This is a genomic window from Marivita sp. (genome assembly GCF_051859345.1).
Classification (GTDB): Bacteria; Pseudomonadota; Alphaproteobacteria; order Rhodobacterales; family Rhodobacteraceae; genus Marivita.
The window spans coordinates 1-15,818 of the sequence record NZ_JBHYFV010000025.1 but is presented as its reverse complement, the minus strand read 5'-3'; the positions used below and the strand labels follow the sequence as shown (position 1 = coordinate 15,818).

The 15,818-nt window shown below is 60.6% G+C and carries 18 protein-coding genes; 7 read left to right on the top strand and 11 right to left on the bottom strand.

What is annotated here, in order from left to right:
* The first annotated feature begins 190 nt into the window (after positions 1 to 190).
* From ACTIEN_RS15130 to ACTIEN_RS15115, 4 genes are all read left to right on the top strand, one after another.
* Positions 191 to 847 (top strand): cupin domain-containing protein, encoded by a 657-nt coding sequence (locus ACTIEN_RS15130; protein ID WP_439523983.1) that lies wholly within the window; start codon positions 191 to 193, stop codon positions 845 to 847.
* A 2-nt stretch (positions 848 to 849) separates the two neighbouring features.
* Positions 850 to 1,455 carry a cupin domain-containing protein gene (locus ACTIEN_RS15125; RefSeq protein ID WP_439523982.1) on the top strand — a complete coding sequence of 202 codons (606 nt, stop codon included), beginning with the start codon at positions 850 to 852 and terminating at the stop codon, positions 1,453 to 1,455.
* Positions 1,456 to 1,510: 55 nt separating this feature from the next.
* The gene (locus ACTIEN_RS15120; protein ID WP_439523981.1) at positions 1,511 to 2,488 is read left to right on the top strand and encodes an EamA family transporter; all 978 of its coding nucleotides are present in this window, start codon (positions 1,511 to 1,513) and stop codon (positions 2,486 to 2,488) included.
* A gap of 69 nt (positions 2,489 to 2,557) precedes the next feature.
* A complete protein-coding gene (locus ACTIEN_RS15115) occupies positions 2,558 to 3,478 on the top strand; it encodes a LysR family transcriptional regulator (protein ID WP_439524021.1) in 921 nt (306 codons plus the stop codon).
* Here the strand turns inward: ACTIEN_RS15115 and ACTIEN_RS15110 are convergent.
* The 5 genes from ACTIEN_RS15110 to ACTIEN_RS15090 all read right to left on the bottom strand — a co-directional run bounded on the left by ACTIEN_RS15110 (position 3,475) and on the right by ACTIEN_RS15090 (position 7,621).
* The gene (locus ACTIEN_RS15110) at positions 3,475 to 3,687 is read right to left on the bottom strand and encodes a hypothetical protein (protein WP_439523980.1); all 213 of its coding nucleotides are present in this window, start codon (positions 3,685 to 3,687) and stop codon (positions 3,475 to 3,477) included. The genes ACTIEN_RS15115 and ACTIEN_RS15110 overlap by 4 nt on opposite strands.
* A 153-nt stretch (positions 3,688 to 3,840) precedes the next feature.
* Positions 3,841 to 4,863: an amidohydrolase family protein gene (locus ACTIEN_RS15105; protein WP_439523979.1), complete on the bottom strand. Its 1,023-nt coding sequence runs from the start codon at positions 4,861 to 4,863 to the stop codon at positions 3,841 to 3,843.
* Positions 4,860 to 5,555 (bottom strand): 4-carboxy-4-hydroxy-2-oxoadipate aldolase/oxaloacetate decarboxylase, encoded by a 696-nt coding sequence (locus tag ACTIEN_RS15100; protein WP_439523978.1) that lies wholly within the window; start codon positions 5,553 to 5,555, stop codon positions 4,860 to 4,862. Before ACTIEN_RS15100 ends, ACTIEN_RS15105 begins: the two co-directional genes overlap by 4 nt.
* Positions 5,540 to 6,514, bottom strand: coding sequence for a CobW family GTP-binding protein (locus tag ACTIEN_RS15095; protein ID WP_439523977.1), 975 nt, complete (start codon positions 6,512 to 6,514; stop codon positions 5,540 to 5,542). The genes ACTIEN_RS15100 and ACTIEN_RS15095 overlap by 16 nt, the downstream gene beginning before the upstream one ends.
* 3 nt (positions 6,515 to 6,517) lie before the next feature.
* Positions 6,518 to 7,621, bottom strand: a complete 1,104-nt coding sequence (locus ACTIEN_RS15090) for a zinc-dependent alcohol dehydrogenase (protein WP_439523976.1) — start codon at positions 7,619 to 7,621, stop codon at positions 6,518 to 6,520.
* Positions 7,622 to 7,768: 147 nt separating this feature from the next.
* Here ACTIEN_RS15090 and ACTIEN_RS15085 point away from each other — a divergent pair, with 147 nt between their 5' ends.
* Both ACTIEN_RS15085 and ACTIEN_RS15080 read left to right on the top strand, forming a co-directional pair.
* The gene (locus ACTIEN_RS15085; protein WP_439523975.1) at positions 7,769 to 8,059 is read left to right on the top strand and encodes a hypothetical protein; all 291 of its coding nucleotides are present in this window, start codon (positions 7,769 to 7,771) and stop codon (positions 8,057 to 8,059) included.
* A gap of 11 nt (positions 8,060 to 8,070) precedes the next feature.
* Positions 8,071 to 9,015 carry an ABC transporter substrate-binding protein gene (locus tag ACTIEN_RS15080; protein ID WP_439523974.1) on the top strand — a complete coding sequence of 315 codons (945 nt, stop codon included), beginning with the start codon at positions 8,071 to 8,073 and terminating at the stop codon, positions 9,013 to 9,015.
* Here the strand turns inward: ACTIEN_RS15080 and ACTIEN_RS15075 are convergent.
* The 6 genes from ACTIEN_RS15075 to ACTIEN_RS15050 form a co-directional block, all read right to left on the bottom strand.
* Positions 9,012 to 9,863 carry an alpha/beta fold hydrolase gene (locus ACTIEN_RS15075; RefSeq protein WP_439523973.1) on the bottom strand — a complete coding sequence of 284 codons (852 nt, stop codon included), beginning with the start codon at positions 9,861 to 9,863 and terminating at the stop codon, positions 9,012 to 9,014. The two genes, ACTIEN_RS15080 and ACTIEN_RS15075, sit on opposite strands and share 4 nt — an antisense overlap.
* A complete protein-coding gene (locus tag ACTIEN_RS15070; RefSeq protein WP_439523972.1) occupies positions 9,863 to 10,684 on the bottom strand; it encodes a 3-methyl-2-oxobutanoate hydroxymethyltransferase in 822 nt (273 codons plus the stop codon). The genes ACTIEN_RS15075 and ACTIEN_RS15070 overlap by 1 nt, the downstream gene beginning before the upstream one ends.
* 10 nt (positions 10,685 to 10,694) lie before the next feature.
* On the bottom strand, positions 10,695 to 11,681 hold the full coding sequence (locus ACTIEN_RS15065) for an ABC transporter substrate-binding protein (protein ID WP_439523971.1): 987 nt from the start codon (positions 11,679 to 11,681) through the stop codon (positions 10,695 to 10,697).
* A gap of 32 nt (positions 11,682 to 11,713) precedes the next feature.
* Positions 11,714 to 12,712 carry a 2Fe-2S iron-sulfur cluster-binding protein gene (locus tag ACTIEN_RS15060; RefSeq protein ID WP_439523970.1) on the bottom strand — a complete coding sequence of 333 codons (999 nt, stop codon included), beginning with the start codon at positions 12,710 to 12,712 and terminating at the stop codon, positions 11,714 to 11,716.
* A 14-nt stretch (positions 12,713 to 12,726) separates the two neighbouring features.
* Positions 12,727 to 13,560, bottom strand: coding sequence for an IclR family transcriptional regulator (locus tag ACTIEN_RS15055; RefSeq protein ID WP_439523969.1), 834 nt, complete (start codon positions 13,558 to 13,560; stop codon positions 12,727 to 12,729).
* A gap of 77 nt (positions 13,561 to 13,637) precedes the next feature.
* On the bottom strand, positions 13,638 to 15,392 hold the full coding sequence (locus ACTIEN_RS15050) for an ethanolamine ammonia-lyase reactivating factor EutA (RefSeq protein WP_439523968.1): 1,755 nt from the start codon (positions 15,390 to 15,392) through the stop codon (positions 13,638 to 13,640).
* A 112-nt stretch (positions 15,393 to 15,504) separates the two neighbouring features.
* Here ACTIEN_RS15050 and ACTIEN_RS15045 point away from each other — a divergent pair.
* The coding region (locus ACTIEN_RS15045; RefSeq protein ID WP_439523967.1) for a hypothetical protein at positions 15,505 to 15,818 on the top strand (314 nt) is incomplete at its 3' end.

Genomic DNA, 15,818 nt, shown 5'->3' with positions numbered 1-15,818 from the left:
CAGGCAAATTTTGCCACTGTTCCTCATAGAGAAAAGGACGGGGGTTTCCGGATAAGATGAAGGAATTCCTTATGTTTTCAGAGCCTTAAATGTATCCCGCCACGCGTCGAGGGCAAGCTGTTCCGCATAAAGGAATATTGTTCTTGACCGCGCTCCGCGGTAAAGATGATCCGAAAGGGAGGACATGTCCATGGCTGACAAGAGCGAAGACTACGAACTGCCCGAGATGGAGAGTGACCCGGACCACCATCACCACCATCACGATGATGACGGCCCCGCCGAGGGACAGCCCGCCGGCTATTACCACAGCAACAAGAACCGCATTTTCGTGCGGGCGATTCAGGGTGAGTACAACCTGACGAAAGAGTTGGAAAAGCTGCGCGCGGTGCCGCGTGTGCGCAAGGCCAAGGAAATCAAGTTTGTCGATGGTCCGCAGGCCTATTCGCGGCATTATGTCGAACCCAAGGACAATATCAGCCAGCTGTTTCATCTTCATCTCGAAGAATACGGCCCCGGCGGCAAAAGCCAGAAGCATGGGCATGTGAACGAGGCGGCGTTCTATATCCTTGATGGTGACGGCTACGAGATTCACGATAACATCAAGTATGACTGGCACGCGGGCGATGTGGCGATCGTTCACAACAACTGCGTGCATCAGCACTTCAATGCGTCCGATACCAAACCGGCGCGGGCGCTGGTGCTCAAGACCAAGCCAATGTTCGTCTTCATGAACATGCTGTTCCAGAAAACGGTGGAGCCGCGCGACACCACTCCTGCCCCCGGTGGCGAGGGTTTTGTGGTGCGTGAAGAGGAAGAGGATTTCAACCATCCCGAGGGAGGATACTGAGCATGGCCTGGGGAGAGAGCAAAGCCTGGATCGACGGCACCGACAACATGGCGCTGTATCAGGATCTTCTGGATGATGCCGCCGAGCGCCCGGCGCGCGATGCCAAACGCAAGAAGGTGGTCCGCCCGAATGACATGCCGTGGGAGATGTCGCGTCAGGGGCTTCTTAAGCATCTCATCAACGAATCGATGAACACGCGTATGGAAACCGTGGACGCCTATATGCAGATTATCCCGCCGGGGTCGAAATCCGGCAAGCACCGGCATCTGGCCGAGGAATGTCTCTATGTGCTCGAAGGGCATGGCTATGACATGCATCAGGATTGCGATGTTGAGATCACGGATGAATATTTCTGGAAGCCGCAGGATCATGTCTCCAAGTGGGAATACGAATCCGGTGACGTGATCTATGTGCCGCCCAACACCATCCACCAGCATTTCAACGCTGATCCCGACCGGCCCTTGCGGCTGATCTCGGTCATCAACCGTATCTTCAAGCAATGCGGTCTGAACGATCTGGAGCAGATCGAGAACGCGCCGGAATATCTGCCTGACATGGCGTTGAGTCCCGACATCGTGCGCGACCTGATCCGCAACAAAGCCGCGTAACGGCGCAGGGCCGGCGATTCCGCGCCGGTCCGATTTCTTTCTTTGGACTTATACAATGCTGGGACCGCTCCTTGCCTTCGCTTCGGCGGCGTTTTTCGGGCTGAACAATGCGACGGTGCGCCGGGGCGTGCTGAAATCCACGGTATTGCAGGGCATGGCGATTACGGTGCCTTTGGGTGTGCCGATCTTTGCGGTTTTCGCAGCCTTCATGGGGGGCTATGCGGCGTTGCTGGATTGGCCACCATCGGCGTGGGGCTGGATGATCGCAGCAGGGGTGGTGCATTTCGTCATCGGCCGCTACGGCAATTACCGCGCGACTCAGGCGCTGGGATCGACCTTGTCCACGCCGGTGCAGCAAGTCTCTATTGTCATTGCGCTGGTCCTCGGCTTTGTCTTTTTGGGCGAGACCATCAATTCGGTGAACCTCTTGGGCGTCGGTCTGATCATGGTTGGGCCGGTGATCCTTGTGCAGCGCAAGCGTCAGACAAAGGTTGCGGCGGGCAACAAGGGGTTTGATCCGGACTATCCGGCAGGCCTACTCTGGGGCGCGGTCTGCGCCTTTGGATACGGGGCAAGCCCCTTGTTCATCGCGTTGGGTCTGGGCGACGCAGGCACGCTCGCCGATAGCGCCGCCGGGGTTCTGGTGTCCTACTTCGCGGCAAGCCTTGTCGTTGGGGTTTGGGTTCTGATGTCCGGAGGGGCGTCCTATATGCAGGGTCTTGATCGTGTTTCTTTGGGATGGTTCGTCCTGTCGGCCATCTTTGTCGCCCTTTCGCAGCTCTTTCGGTATCTCGCGCTTGCCGTTGCGCCAATCGCCGTGGTGGTGCCGATCCAACGCTTGTCGATTGTGTTCCGGCTGATCTTCAACGCGCTCATCAATCGAGAACACGAGGTGTTCGATCGTTGGGTTGTGGTGTCGATCATGGTCGCGGTTCTGGGGGCTGTCGCCCTGGTGGCGGACACACCCACCTTGCTGGGGTTCCTGGGTCTTGGCAGTGCGGAAAAGACGTGGGTGACGGCACCGCTGTTCTGACCGTGATTGATGCTTCTCCTGCCGTATTCGGCCGCTATGCTGGTCGCGTAGACCAAAAGGAACAGGACGATACGCTTCAAGCAACTCATCTATTTCCGCAAGGCGGTGGAGGCCGGCAATCTGACCCGCGCAGCTTCAGAGCTGAACGTGGCGCAAACAGCGCTTGGGCTGCAGATCCGCAATCTTGAGGAAGAACTGGGTGTCGCCCTGTTAGAGCGGCACTCCAGAGGTGTGAAACCGACAAGTGCCGGGCAACTGCTGCTACGCCATGCAGAAGATATCCTTGGTCGTCTGGAAAAAGCGCGTCATGCGGTCATGGTACACGCGCAGCCCGAACATCGGGTTATCCGCCTTGGATTGACGCCAAGCATCGTCCGGTTGGTTGGAGATGCAATTCTGACAGATCTGTCCGAGGCGCTGAGTTCAGTCCAACTACGCATTGTCGAAGATTTCAGCTTTATCCTGATGCGCCAGATGGCAGCGGGCGAGATCGATTGCGCCCTGACCTATGTAGATGATGCGGATACCGGGTATCGGCGGCGCGCCTTGCTTGAAGAAGACCTGTTGTTCCTGACAGCGGCGGGGCCGAACGCAGGAGAGGGGCCAATCGCGTTTCGCGACGCGATGCGGTGTGATCTTGCCCTGACGGCGAAACAGGATGTCGTAACACGCGCGCTTGCGCGCATCGCGGAACGGTTGGGGATTGACCTTAAGGTGACGTACGAAGTGCAATCCATCCGCGCCGTCAAAAACCTGGTTGCCAAAGGGGTTGCCAATACAATTATCCCCTATGGCGCAGCAGAGGCCGAAATCAACAAGGGCGAGGTTGTGGCGCGCCCTGTGGTCTCGCCTTCAGTGACCCGAACCTTGGCTTTCGTAAGGCCGGACAGCCCGACATTCTCGGGCATTGAAGACGAGTTCGACTCGTTTATCGACGCGGTCGCGGATCGGCTACTTGTGCGATCTGGTACGCTGTCACGACGGGTTTAGCTGTTTTGTGTCGCCTTGAGAGCAATATTTGGGATGTCGGAACGATCAATTCCCATGGCAGCCAATTGCGCGTCGGACCGCTCTGACAGATCGGTATAGGCGCGATACGCCCGGAAGCCGGAAACAACACCAAGGGGATCGAAAGAACGTCCTGTCAGCGCGGGTTTTTCAATTCCGAAGTCGAACCAGTTGCGAAGTGCGTGTGCCATGAATCATCTCCTATGCTGCACTGCAACATAAGGGCATAAAGATATTATTCAATTGATCTGGATCAACATCATAACGGCCATTCGCGTAGTGCATACCTTTATCCGGAACATTGTTCCACATAAGGAAACGTTTTTGCCGCGCTGCAGAGTCGCCTAGAGACCGCGCGCTTTCAGCGTTGCGTCCAAACGGGGATATACCCGGCGTGCATTGCCCTCGAAGACCTTGCTGCGTTCATCCTCGGACAAATCCAGCGCATCGACATAGCGTTTGGTGTCATCGAAATAATACCCAGTCTGAGAGTCGATCCCTTTGACCGCGCCGAACATTTCGGACGCGAAGAGAATGTTATCCACGTCTATGACCTTGAACAGCAGGTCGATACCCGGCTGATGATATACGCAGGTGTCAAAATAGACGTTGCGCATGATGTGTTCGGTCAAGGGCGGCTTGCCCATCATGTCGGCCAGCCCGCGATACCGGCCCCAGTGATACGGCACGGCACCCCCGCCATGGGGAATGATCAACTTGAGATCCGGGAAATCCGAGAAAAGATCGCCTTGCAGGAACTGCACAAAGGCGGTTGTGTCGGCATTGATGTAATGCGCACCGGTCATGTGAAAATTCGGATTGCAGCACCCGGACACATGAATCATCGCCGGGACATCCAGCTCGACCATCTTTTCAAAAAACGGATACCAGCACGGGTCGGTCAGCGGCTTTTCCGTCCACATTCCCCCCGTCGGGTCGGGGTTGAGGTTGCAACCGACAAACCCAAGCTCCAGCACGCAGCGCTCCAGCTCTTCGATCGAGTTTTCGATGGACACACCGACCGATTGAGGCAGCTGACACACACCGATGAAATTGTCTGGAAAGATTTGCGTGACGCGGTGGATCATGTCGTTGGATTTGCGGGTCCAGTCCTGTGACATGGCCAGATCGCCAACATGATGCCCCATGCCCGAGGCGCGCGGGCTGAAAATCGTCATGTCACATCCGCGGTCCTTGAGCGCGCGCAACTGGTTGTTTTCGACGCTTTCGCGGATTTCGTCGTCGCTGATGGCGGCGAGCTTTGGCGCGGGGGATGCAGAGTCTTCGTAGTGGGCGATCTGCGCCTTGCGATAGGCCATGAAGGCGGCGGGTTCGGTTGTGTAGTGCCCGTGGCAATCAATGATCATCGCTTTTCCCATTCGCTTTGGTCCATATAGGTCAGACCCTTTTCGGCCAGACGCGAGCGCATGTTGTTGACATCCAGGCCCAGTTCTCCGGCCTTGTAACGCGCGCGGCTTTTCTCTTCTTTCTCGATCCGCGCTTGCGAGGCTTTCACAACCTCCGGGGCGTCCAATCGGGGCACCACGACGACACCATCGTTATCGGCCACGATCACGTCACCCGGATTGACCACGGTATCGCCGCAGGACACCGGCACGTTCACGTCGCCCAGTGTTTCCTTGACGGTGCCATGGGCGCAGATTGAACGTGACCAAACCGGAAAACCCATCTTCTCGAGATCGTCCACATCGCGGCACCCCGCATCAAGGATCAAGCCCCGCACACCGCGCGCCATGAGCGAGGTGGCCAGCAGGTCGCCGAAATAGCCGGAGTGGGCTTCGGCAATGGTAGCGGCCACAAGGATGTCGCCGGGCCGGCATTGTTCGACCGCAACATGGATCATCCAGTTGTCGCCCGGCGGCAGGGTGCAGGTTACGGCAGTCCCACTGATCGCGGCCCCGCGCCAGACAGGACGCAGCCGTTGGTGCATCAGGCCGGTCCGTCCTTGCGCCTCGTGGACGGTGGCGGTGCCGTATTGCGCCAGCGCATCGGCGGCGTCTTGGTCGGCGCGTTTGATATTGGTCAGGACGACGGGCATATCGGCTCTCCTTTGGTGGGTGCGGTGCAGGCGGCAAAGCCCGCCATCAGCGCATTGGTATCAAGATTGTGGCCGATGAACACCAGCTTGCTTTCCTGCGGGGCGGGACGCCCATCCAGCCGGTCGCCCTCGATCAGCATATGCACCGCCTGAACGGCAAGCGGACGCGGATCGCCCGTGGTGCGGATCAGTCCCTTGGTGCGCAGGATGTCCTCGCCGTGTACGGTCAGCAGATCGGTCAGCCAGCGTTCCAGCGCGGCTTCATCCATCGGGGCGGTTTCACGCAGGCACAGCGCGGTGATGCCGCCGGGACCGTGGTCGTGCGGCGGTGCGTCGGGCAGGGCGTCCGGGCCTCCAAGCGCGTCAAGGTCGAAACTGTGGGTGTCCAGCACATCGTCAGGGTCGGCACGGCCCCGGTTGATGCGATGTAGCCTCGCGCCCGGATTGATCGCTCTCAAGCGATCTTCTAGCGGGCTAACGTCCGGTGCGCCGTCGGACTTGTTGAGGAGGATCACGCTGGCCAGTGCCACTTGATCCTGCGTGTCGCGCCGCTCCAACGCCTGCATCCCGTGCAGCGCATCGACCACCGTCACCACGGCATCCAGCCGCAACCGTGCCGCCAGTTGCTGATCGGCGTAGAACGTCTGGATCACCGGTCCCGGATTGGCCAGTCCCGTCGTTTCGATCACGATCCCGTCCAGCGCCCGCCCTTGGTCCAGCAGGTCGCGCAAGGTGCGGATCAGATCGCCGCGCACGACGCAACAGATGCAGCCAGAGCTGAGTTCGATCAGGTCTTCCGTCCCGCTCTCGATCAGGTCACCGTCGATGCCGATATCGCCAAATTCGTTGACGATCACCGCCAACCTGCGATCACCCGTGCGGATCAGGTGATTGACCAGCGTCGTCTTGCCGGCGCCCAGTGCGCCTGTGACAACCGTGACGGGCAGGCGGCAGTCCAACGCTTATTCCCAGGGCATGAGAGAGACGTGGATCACGTCGCCCGACCCGCCAACTGCCTTGATCGCGTCATGGGTCTTGTCCAGCCCAAAGCGGTGCGTGGTGATGAGATCCAGCGGAAAGCGATCGGAATTGAGCTGTTTCAGGGCCAGTTCGCAAGATTGGTAATTGTGCCCGCGCGCGCATTTCACGGTGACGTATTTGTTGCAAAGTTTCGCCAGCGGGAAGTTCGGAAATTCCGCCGTTTCCTGCTGCACCAGCAACGTGCCCCCCTTGCGCTTGAGCGCCTCAAGACCCAGCAGCAGCGGTGCGGTTCCGGCCCCGGCGGTGCAATCCAGCGCAACATCGACACCTTCGCCACAGGTGATCTCGCGGATGCGTTCGACCGGGTCTTCCTCTTCGACATTGATCACCGCGTCAGCCCCCAGCTTCAGAGCCACATCAAGACGCTTCTTGTCCTTGTTGGTGCCGGTCACGATGATAAGCGCCGCCCCCGCCTGACGGGCGGAAATGACCTGGCTCAGCCCCTGTTGGCCCGGACCCTGCACAAGAACGCGGCTGTCATAACCGACGCCGCAATCGAACAGCGCCCATTGGATACCATTGGCCATCGGCGTGACCACACCCGCCAGTTCCGGTGACAACCCGTCCGGCACCTTGTGGATGATCGCATTCCACGGCAGGTACATGTATTGCGCAAAGCCACCCCAGAGATGCGGGGCTTTTTCCGCCGAGGTATACCCAAATCGGATACCCTCGGGGTTCTTGCGCCAGTCCGTCGCCATGCAGAGCCGGTAATCGCCCTTGTGGCAATATTCGCAATTCATGCAGCCGACATAATGTTCGACGAACACCAGATCGCCTTCCTTGAGCCCGCGACGTTTCTTGAACGTCTCGCCCGCCTTGGCGATGTAGCCGATATTCTCGTGCCCCATGATGACCGGCCCGCTGATCGGCGGCTTGGAGTAGAACTTGACATCGGTGCCGCAGATGCCTGCAACTTCGACCTTGAGCAGCGCACCTTCGTCGGGAATGTCGGGCATGGGGTATTCCCGGAATTCGGTCTTTTCCGGTCCTGTGCGCACAGCGGCGAGAACGGCTTGGGTCACGGCGGTTCCTCCAATTTCACGATTGACCCATCGCTAGCAAAGCGGCAAACTGCATTCAAGAACAGTGTTCTGCATAAAGGAACATGGATAAAGGATTGCCATCCGGCCCGATGCCCAAGACCTGGTGTCCGGCCGTTCGGAGGGGTCATGTTTCAGCGTCTTGGCGCGGTGCCGGGAAACCTTGTCCATCTTGACAGGATCGAGGCGATGGTTCGTGACCGGTTTGCGCTGACGGCGTCAGAACTTGTGCTGGTGACGGAAGATCCCGGCCTCGTGCCGGGCCATCCGCCCCGACTGGTGACGATCCGTTTCTGGAAGGACCGTGTCCGTTACCGGTTCCGGATTTTCAAACCGGCCGCCGGGGTCGGGCAGGATGACATGCCCGCCGCATGGTTGCTGCGGGCGCTGATTGACGATGGCGATCCAGATTGCTGCTGAAGGAGAGATGAATGCCAAAACCCGCGCTGACCATGGTCACCCGCACACAAGGCAACAACCGCGCATTGAAGGAAGGCGCGATCAGGTTGCCGGATTTCGACCTGAATTTCGAGGAGGTGGCACCGCTGCCTCGCGCCTTCCGCCGCATGGTACGCGAAGGGGCCTACGACATCTCGGAAATGGCGCTGACGACCTTCCTCTGCGCGCGAGCGCACGGCTCTGATCTGGTCGGACTGCCGATTTTCCTTGTGCGCGAGTTCCATCACAAGTCAATGGCGAAACATGTGGGTTCCGGGATCGAGACGCCCAAGGATCTGGAGGGTCGCCGTGTCGGGGTCAGTCGCGGCTATACCGTGACGACTGGCGTCTGGGCGCGGACGATCCTTGCCGATCACTACGGCGTCGATCTGGATTCGGTGACCTGGGCACGGTCGGATGACGAACATGTCGCCGAGTATGTCCGCCCCGCCAATGTCGAGGAACTGGGCGGCGACGGCACGCTCGAGGAGCAGGTTGCGCGCGGTGATGTGCCTGTGGCGGTCGGGATGCAGGGCAAGGGTGACGGGCTTGCGCCGCTCATCGACAATGCCTTTGACGCCGGTCTGGCGGCATTCCGCAACAGCGGTTTCTATCCGATCAACCATCTGGTGGTGATGCGCCGTGACGTGTTCGACGCACATCCCGATCTTGCGGTGCAGCTTTTCGACGCCTTTGCGGCCTCCAAGCGCCTTTACCTGAACGAATTGCGCGCCGGTCAGATCAGTGACCTGGCCCCAACCGACAAGGTACATCAGGCGGTGATGGAGACGCAGGCCGATCCGCTGCCATATGGTCTGGGCCCCAACAAGGATGTGCTGGAGACGCTGATGGCAGCGGCGGTGGCGCAACGTATCCTGCCAGCGCCAATAGCGTTGGGTGATCTCTTTGCGCCTAACCTGATGGAGCGGGTGGGTTAAGCCTGCGCCTTGAGGAAGTCGAGAAGCCGGGCCGGGGCCGTGTCCTCGGTCTGGCCCTCGGGGGGAACATCCCAATAGTCCGACCCTGACAGGCATTCCTGCAAATACCGCGCGGCAGAGGTCGCATGTGCGCCATCCGATCCCGGCACGATCAGCGTCGGAATGTCCAACGTCATCAGTTCCTCGGGTTCCGCGCCCGGCGCGGTGTCGCGGTCGATCATGCCGCGCACCATGGCGGTGACCGTGAGCATGTAGCGCTGCACATCCATCGCCGCATAGGTGCTGGCAAAATCGTCAGACCGCCGGATCGGGTCGCCCCAAGGCCCGCCACGCGGATCGGACGAGAAGTTCCTGTCGTGGCTGTTCACCAGATCGACCACGGCCTGAAGGCCGTTTTCCTCAACAAAGGCCAGATGCCGGGCAAAGCGCTGGTGGCCGTTGATGCGGTAGGCGGCCCCGCCGACCGGGAAATAGAGGATCATCGACAGCACCCGCTCGGGATGGCGGACTGCAAATGTCGTGACCGGGCAGCACCCCATGCAGCCGCCGATCAGATGTGCCTTTTCATACCCCAGATGGTCCAGTAGCCCAGCAGCCTGGATGACGAAGTGATCCCATGTCACCTTTTCGACCCGCCCGCCAGACCGTCCGTTTTCGCGCCGGTCAAACAGGATGCAGGTGTAATGCTGCGGCAGGTGGTCCAGCAGCTTGATCCGCTTGTAGACGCCAAGGTCCGACCATTTTTCGATCCGCGCGTCAAAGCCGCCGGGCGCGAACATGAGCAGCGGCGGGCCTTCGCCGCGCAACTCGTAATGGGTTTCGATTCCGTCGATCATCACAGTTGGCATCAGTTCGCTCCCGGTTGTCCCTTGATCTGGCGCGCACCGCGCACGTCGTCGGCGCATTCGGTCAGCGCGTCATGGATCACACGGGCCACGTTGGCGTAACCTTTTGGTTCCTTGTCCAGCGCGGCGGCGTTGTAGCCCACGGCAGCCTGCGCCAGCCGCACCCGACCATCCAGCCACGGTCCGCCGCCAAAGCCGCCGATCACCGGCACGTCGACCGCCGCGACCACCTTGGGGCCGACCACCGGGCCGGAATTGGTGAAATCAAGCAGGACCGCGCCCGCTGCCTCGAGCATCCTGGCCTCTTCGATCATCCGCGCTTCCATGCCGTCGGGCAGGGCGGCATCGCTGCCCGCCTGGTTTTCATAGGGGATGCCCAGCGACAGCGCGGTCTGCGGCGTCAGGCCGAACTGCGCCCAGACCGGAATGCCTGCACGGGTCAGCGCTGTGACGGCCTCGGGATAATCCGCCGCGCCATCCAGCTTGATCAGGTCGACACCCGCCTCCTTGACGAAGCGGATCGCGGCGCGCACGGCGGCATCGGCCCCTTCCTGCAACGGACCATAGGGGAAATCCGCACTCAGAAGCGCGCGCTTTGTGCCACGGCGCGCGGCGCGGGTGACGGTGATCATCTCGTCCATGGTGATCTCGAACATGGTGTCGTGACCCCACATGTTCTTGCCCACGGTGTCGCCAACCGAGACGATGTCCGCCCCGATGCGATCGGCAATCGCCGCCATATGGGTGTCCCATGCCACCACGCCGAAAATCTTGTCGCCCCGGCGTTTCATCTCGTGCAGGGCGGGAATGGTCACTTTTTCCATGCGATCCTCCTCAGATCACGAATTCCTCGAATGTTTCGGCGGCGAACATGTCCTCAACGGCAAGCCTGCGTGGGCTGAGACCCTGTTCATGATGATAGCGCAGGAAGGTCTCCAGCGTGTGGCGGTTTGGGCCGACTCCGTAGGGCCAGAAGTCCTCGCCCATGAGGGCAAAGGTTTCCTCCACATGCGCATTGAACCACGGCAGCATCCCCTTGAGCGCCGCCGTTTCCTTCAGCCCCTCGTAGCAAAGCTGCTGTGCTTCGCGGAAAGCCTGAAAGAGGTTCATCGCGATCCAGCGGTTGGCCTCGTAAAGCTCGCGGCGGATGGCGATCACATGCATGATCGGGAAAATGCCGGTGTCTGTGTAATAGGCCTTTTCGACCGGCACATGATCCGGGAACAGGCGGCGCACCTTCACCCCGTCATAGGTCGAGGGTTTTCGCGCAGTGTGCAGCGCATCGATCCGCCCATCGGCCAGCATCTGCGCCAGCGTGTCTTCGGGGCCGATGCGTTCGACCTTGATGGTGTTGGGCAGGGACAGCGGCACCTTTTCGTCGCGGTTCGGCGATTCCTCTCCGCCCGAGCAATAGGTCACGCTGTCCACCGGGACATCGTAATGGTCTTGCAGTATGCCCCTGATCCAGACCGGCGCGGTCATCTGGTATTCCGGCACGCCGATGCGTTTGCCAGTCAGATCCTTTGGCGTCTGGATACCGGACTTGGCGCTGACATAGATACAGGAGTGGCGGAAATAGCGGCTTGGAAAGACCGGGATGGCGACAAAGGGTCGGTCCTCGCGGTGCAGCGACATGGTGTAGGACGACATCGACAGTTCCGCGACATCAAACTCGCGGTTGCGCAACATCCGAAAGAAGGTTTCCTCGACGATCATGTTGAGGAAGTTCAGGTCGATGCCCTTGGCGCGCACGCGGCCGTCCATCAGCGGCTGGACGCGGTCGTAATCCCAGCAGCCCAGCGTCAGGTTCAGGTTTGCCATTGGTCCCTCGTAATAATCCGGTCTGCGCCGGTTCAGTAAAATTCGTCGAAATGCATCCGGTCAGGCGCGACGCCGGCCTCGTGGGCCATCAGTTGCACCGCTTGCGCCATTGCGGCGGGACCGGCGAAGTAAAGCCGTGCCTCGGCCAAACCATCGCCCAGCGTGTCTCGGGCGATGGCGGGCAACAGGCCGGAGGCGCCGGTCCAACCCGCCTCGGGTTCCGACAGCCCGGCGGTGAAGGTGACTTTCCCGGCCAGATCGGAACCAAGAACCGCGTCCACGTCGAAAAGATCGGCCTGCCCGCGCCCGCCATAGAAGAAATGCAGTTTGGCCCGGTCGAGCATCCCAGCCGCCGCCGCGCCGCGCGCAATAGAGACCATCGGCGACAAGCCTGATCCGCCACCCAGCAGCACGATGTCGCGGTCGCAATCGTCGCGCAACCAAGCGGTGCCGTAGGGGCCGTCAAGTTGAACAGTGTCGCCGGGTTTGGCCGTGTCGAAAAGATGGCCGGTCAGGGCGCCGCTGGGTATCCTTTTGATCAGAAAGCGCCAGATGCCGTCTTCGCCGCCAAGATTGGCCATCGAGTAGGGCCGCCCGCCTGCGATCCCCGGCACGGACAGAAGGGCGTATTGACCCGGACGAAAGGCATCGCTGCCCGAGGTTTTCAGCACGACCTCGGAAATGTCCCGCGTCATCTGCGTGACAGACACCAGCGTCGCCTTGCGCTGCGCGGGCAGGTCGCGGCTGATGGACCCGGCATCGGGGCGGAACTTGATCCGGCAGTCGGTTTTCGGCACTGCCTGACAGCCCAGCCAGCGGTTGCGTTTCAGGTCGCGCTCGTTCCAGGCGGGCGGATCGGTGCGGGCATGTTCGACCTCGCCATCGATCAATTCGAACCGGCAATTGCCGCAGGATCCGACATTGCAGGAATAGGACATGCCTAGTCCGGCCCGCAGCGCACCGCGCAGGATGGTGTCGCCTTCGGCGCAGTCGAACGTGGTTCCGTCCTTGTCGATGGTGATGGTGGGCATGCAGACTCCGGGGGTCAGATGTAGATCGGTTGTCGCCGCGAATAGCCCAGCCGTTCCGAGATCTGCTGTGCAGCCTCGATCACGATGGGGGCCATACGGGGAAACTGGCTTTTGCGGATGCGCACGCGCGGACCGGCGACACCGATGGCCGCGACGATCCGGCCATCGCCATTGTAGATCGGGGCGGCGATGCAGCGTGTGCCTTCGTCACATTCCTCGTCCTCGGCGGCATAGCCGTATTTCTTGACGCGTTTGATGCGGGTACGCAGGCCCTCTTCGTCGGTGGTGGTCTTGGGGGTACGGTCCGGTCGGGGGTAGTTCATGAACTTGGCCAGCTCCGGTTCGCGCAGGCCCGACAGCAGGCACAGGCCCTCGGCGGTACAGAAGGCGGGGCGCACCTGCCCGGTGCCGGACCGCAGACGCAGGGTCTGGGGGGATTCGAAATCATGCAGGAACACGACATTCTGCCGCTCCAGCACCGCCAGCCGCACGTTTTCCTGGGTTTTTTCGCGCAAGCCGTTCAGGATATGTTTGGATTCGGCGGTCACATCCAGCCGTGATCGAACCAGTGAGCCAAGCGAGAACAGGCCAACGCCAAGACGGTAGCGACCGTTTTCAACATTTTGTTGCAGGAACCCTTCCTCCAGCAGCGCGGTGGCCAGCCGGTGAACGGTGCTCTTGGCAACGCCCAGCCGTTTGGCCAGTTCACTGATGCCCAGTTCGTCTTCTTCAAGGGTGAAGGTCTTGAGCAAATGAATGGCGGTTGTTACCGAAGACAAACGCGCGCTGTCGCGCCGGGGATTGCGATTGATTTCCTTGCGGCCTTGGTCTGAATGGTCTTGTGACATAAGGATCACCTGTTCTGCTGGACGGAACTGCGTTCCAGTCTTTTCAGAACCTCCTTCGATGTCAATGCCGTGATCCATCATTTGTCTTGGGTTTCGCCGCTTTTCGCGTGGGTGTGTGGATGCGCGTGATGGTGGTGGTGCCCGTGTCCGTGATTGTGTCCATGATCGTGGTCATGGTGGTGATGATGGCTGTGGTCATGACCATGTGTGGTTGGCGCAAAGCTGATTCGCTCCTGACGGCTGGGACCGCGCGGGTCGTCCTGGAACAGCAGCGACTTGACCGTCACTGGAACAGTGAAAGAAGGCAGGCGGATCTTGCCAAGGTCGATATAGTCGAAATCCCGCAGGCTCAGCCCGTCGAGAATCGCCAGATCATTCTCGAGCTTCATCTCGTCTTTCAGGATTCCGCCCAGTGTCTGCGCGATGTCGCCGTCCAGCATGACGTAAAGCGGGTGGCCGTCGTCCAGTCGGGGTCTCATCGCCAGGACGATCCCATCCGCAAGCCGCCGGATTGCACCATATTCGGGCATCAGGTCGAATTCGAAGGCCAGCGCGATCTCGTTCTCGGCGGGGGTCAGGTCGAAAGCCTCGAAATGGGTGGTGATGGCGTCCGCGATGTCCTCGGGCGAGGGTTCGTCGCGCAGGTCCAATGCCGGTTTCAGCACCGGCAGCGACCGGCGTGGCAACACACGACCGGGGCGCGTGATGGTCGAGGTTTGACCCGAAAGTTGCACGGAATATTCCGAAGCCCCAAGCGCAGTGGCGCGGATGCACGCGGTTGCGTCCAGAAGAGGAGCGCCGAAATCGCCTTTTTGCGCCCGCTCACGCAGGATGCGGCCAAGCGGAAAGCCCAGATCGCCGAAGTCCCGCGCCTCGCGGTCGGCGACATATTCACCGACGCCCCCCGAAAACATCACGCCTTCGACATTGGCGAAATCATCGGGGATGTCGGTCAGGAACAGGTCAGCCACCGCAGCAGGCAGCGGGCGCTGTGTCACGGCGGCAACCAGAAGATCGGCCATGTGCGCCGCGATCCGTTCGCGCATCCCGGTCGGGCAATGGCCGCCAAGCGATACGTCACACCCTGCTGCCGTTGCATGATGCCGCCCTGCCGGTTCGGCGCGGATGACAGTTTCATCTTCGGTGGCGATCAGGCGGCCGCCGACATGCAGTGCGGCCGTCCACAGAACCTTGCCCGCCTCGCAGAGCGCCAGCTTGGTCGTGCCGCCGCCGATGTCGATATTCAGAATGCGCGCGCCGCGCTCGAAACTGGCCTTGGCGGCACCCGACCCATAAGCGGCAAGCATCGCCTCCATGTGGTTGCCCGCAGTTGCGGTGACGAAATCGCCTCCACGTTCGGACACGATGTCGGCGATGGTTTCCGCGTTTTCCCGGCGCAGCGCCTCTCCGGTCAGGATCACGACGCCGGTGTCGATGTCCTCGGGGCGGACTCGCGCCTCTGCATAGGCGGCGTCGATGATGCGTCCCAACGCTTCGGCGTCAATCTCGGTCTCACCCGCATAGGGGGTAAATGAGACGGGCGATTCATAGGCGGTCTGGCGGTCCACGATCACATAGCGGGATGCGTGGCTGTCGCCCATGCGCTGCAAATGGATGTTGGAAAAGATCACCTGCGTTCCCGCGCTGCCAATGTCGATTCCGACGCTGGTCAGGGCGACATTGTCGCGCTGCCAGATCGGATTGTCCTCGAGCGGGCCGGGGTCGATGTCGTCATGGTCGTGATCGGCATCCGGGCCATGATCGTGCGGGTAGAAATCGCCGAACATGTGATCGTCGATCGTGTGCCGCGCGTCCGGTTTCTTGTCGGGCATGTGTGTTCCTCTATGTGGATCGCCGGTCCATTGACGGGACACTAACGCCGGGCGTATGGTTTTTGCAACGGTAAATCGGGGCATGTTCCTGCCTCGGGTGATGGAGGAATGAATGGCGAAAGATGCAGTGGTTTCGGACGCGCTGGCCGAAAAGTTCAAAAGTGAAAAAGAAACGCCTTACACGCGCTTCCTCGCCAACGAGGGTCTGGACCTTGTGAACGGTAACTATGTGCCGTCGCTGCACGAGATCGAACTCAAGCCCTGGGCGCGGCGCGGCGGAGATGCGGTGTTCCTCAACCATGATGCCAGCCGCACCACCAATGACTGCTATGTCATGGAAATTCCCGCAGGCGGCAAACTTGCGCCGCACCGACAGCTGTTCGAGGAAACCGTTCTGATCCTGTCGGGTCGCGGATCGACGCTGGT

Bases quoted from the DNA above. Each gene is read 5' to 3' on its own strand.
- ACTIEN_RS15130 (WP_439523983.1), top strand. From the start codon at position 191: ATGGCTGACAAGAGCGAAGACTACGAACTGCCCGAGATGGAGAGTGAC.
- ACTIEN_RS15125 (WP_439523982.1), top strand. From the start codon at position 850: ATGGCCTGGGGAGAGAGCAAAGCCTGGATCGACGGCACCGACAACATG.
- ACTIEN_RS15120 (WP_439523981.1), top strand. From the start codon at position 1,511: ATGCTGGGACCGCTCCTTGCCTTCGCTTCGGCGGCGTTTTTCGGGCTG.
- ACTIEN_RS15110 (WP_439523980.1), bottom strand. From the start codon at position 3,687: ATGGCACACGCACTTCGCAACTGGTTCGACTTCGGAATTGAAAAACCC.
- ACTIEN_RS15105 (WP_439523979.1), bottom strand. From the start codon at position 4,863: ATGATCATTGATTGCCACGGGCACTACACAACCGAACCCGCCGCCTTC.
- ACTIEN_RS15100 (WP_439523978.1), bottom strand. From the start codon at position 5,555: ATGCCCGTCGTCCTGACCAATATCAAACGCGCCGACCAAGACGCCGCC.
- ACTIEN_RS15085 (WP_439523975.1), top strand. From the start codon at position 7,769: ATGTTTCAGCGTCTTGGCGCGGTGCCGGGAAACCTTGTCCATCTTGAC.
- ACTIEN_RS15080 (WP_439523974.1), top strand. From the start codon at position 8,071: ATGCCAAAACCCGCGCTGACCATGGTCACCCGCACACAAGGCAACAAC.
- ACTIEN_RS15075 (WP_439523973.1), bottom strand. From the start codon at position 9,863: ATGCCAACTGTGATGATCGACGGAATCGAAACCCATTACGAGTTGCGC.
- ACTIEN_RS15070 (WP_439523972.1), bottom strand. From the start codon at position 10,684: ATGGAAAAAGTGACCATTCCCGCCCTGCACGAGATGAAACGCCGGGGC.
- ACTIEN_RS15065 (WP_439523971.1), bottom strand. From the start codon at position 11,681: ATGGCAAACCTGAACCTGACGCTGGGCTGCTGGGATTACGACCGCGTC.
- ACTIEN_RS15060 (WP_439523970.1), bottom strand. From the start codon at position 12,712: ATGCCCACCATCACCATCGACAAGGACGGAACCACGTTCGACTGCGCC.
- ACTIEN_RS15055 (WP_439523969.1), bottom strand. From the start codon at position 13,560: ATGTCACAAGACCATTCAGACCAAGGCCGCAAGGAAATCAATCGCAAT.
- ACTIEN_RS15050 (WP_439523968.1), bottom strand. From the start codon at position 15,392: ATGCCCGACAAGAAACCGGACGCGCGGCACACGATCGACGATCACATG.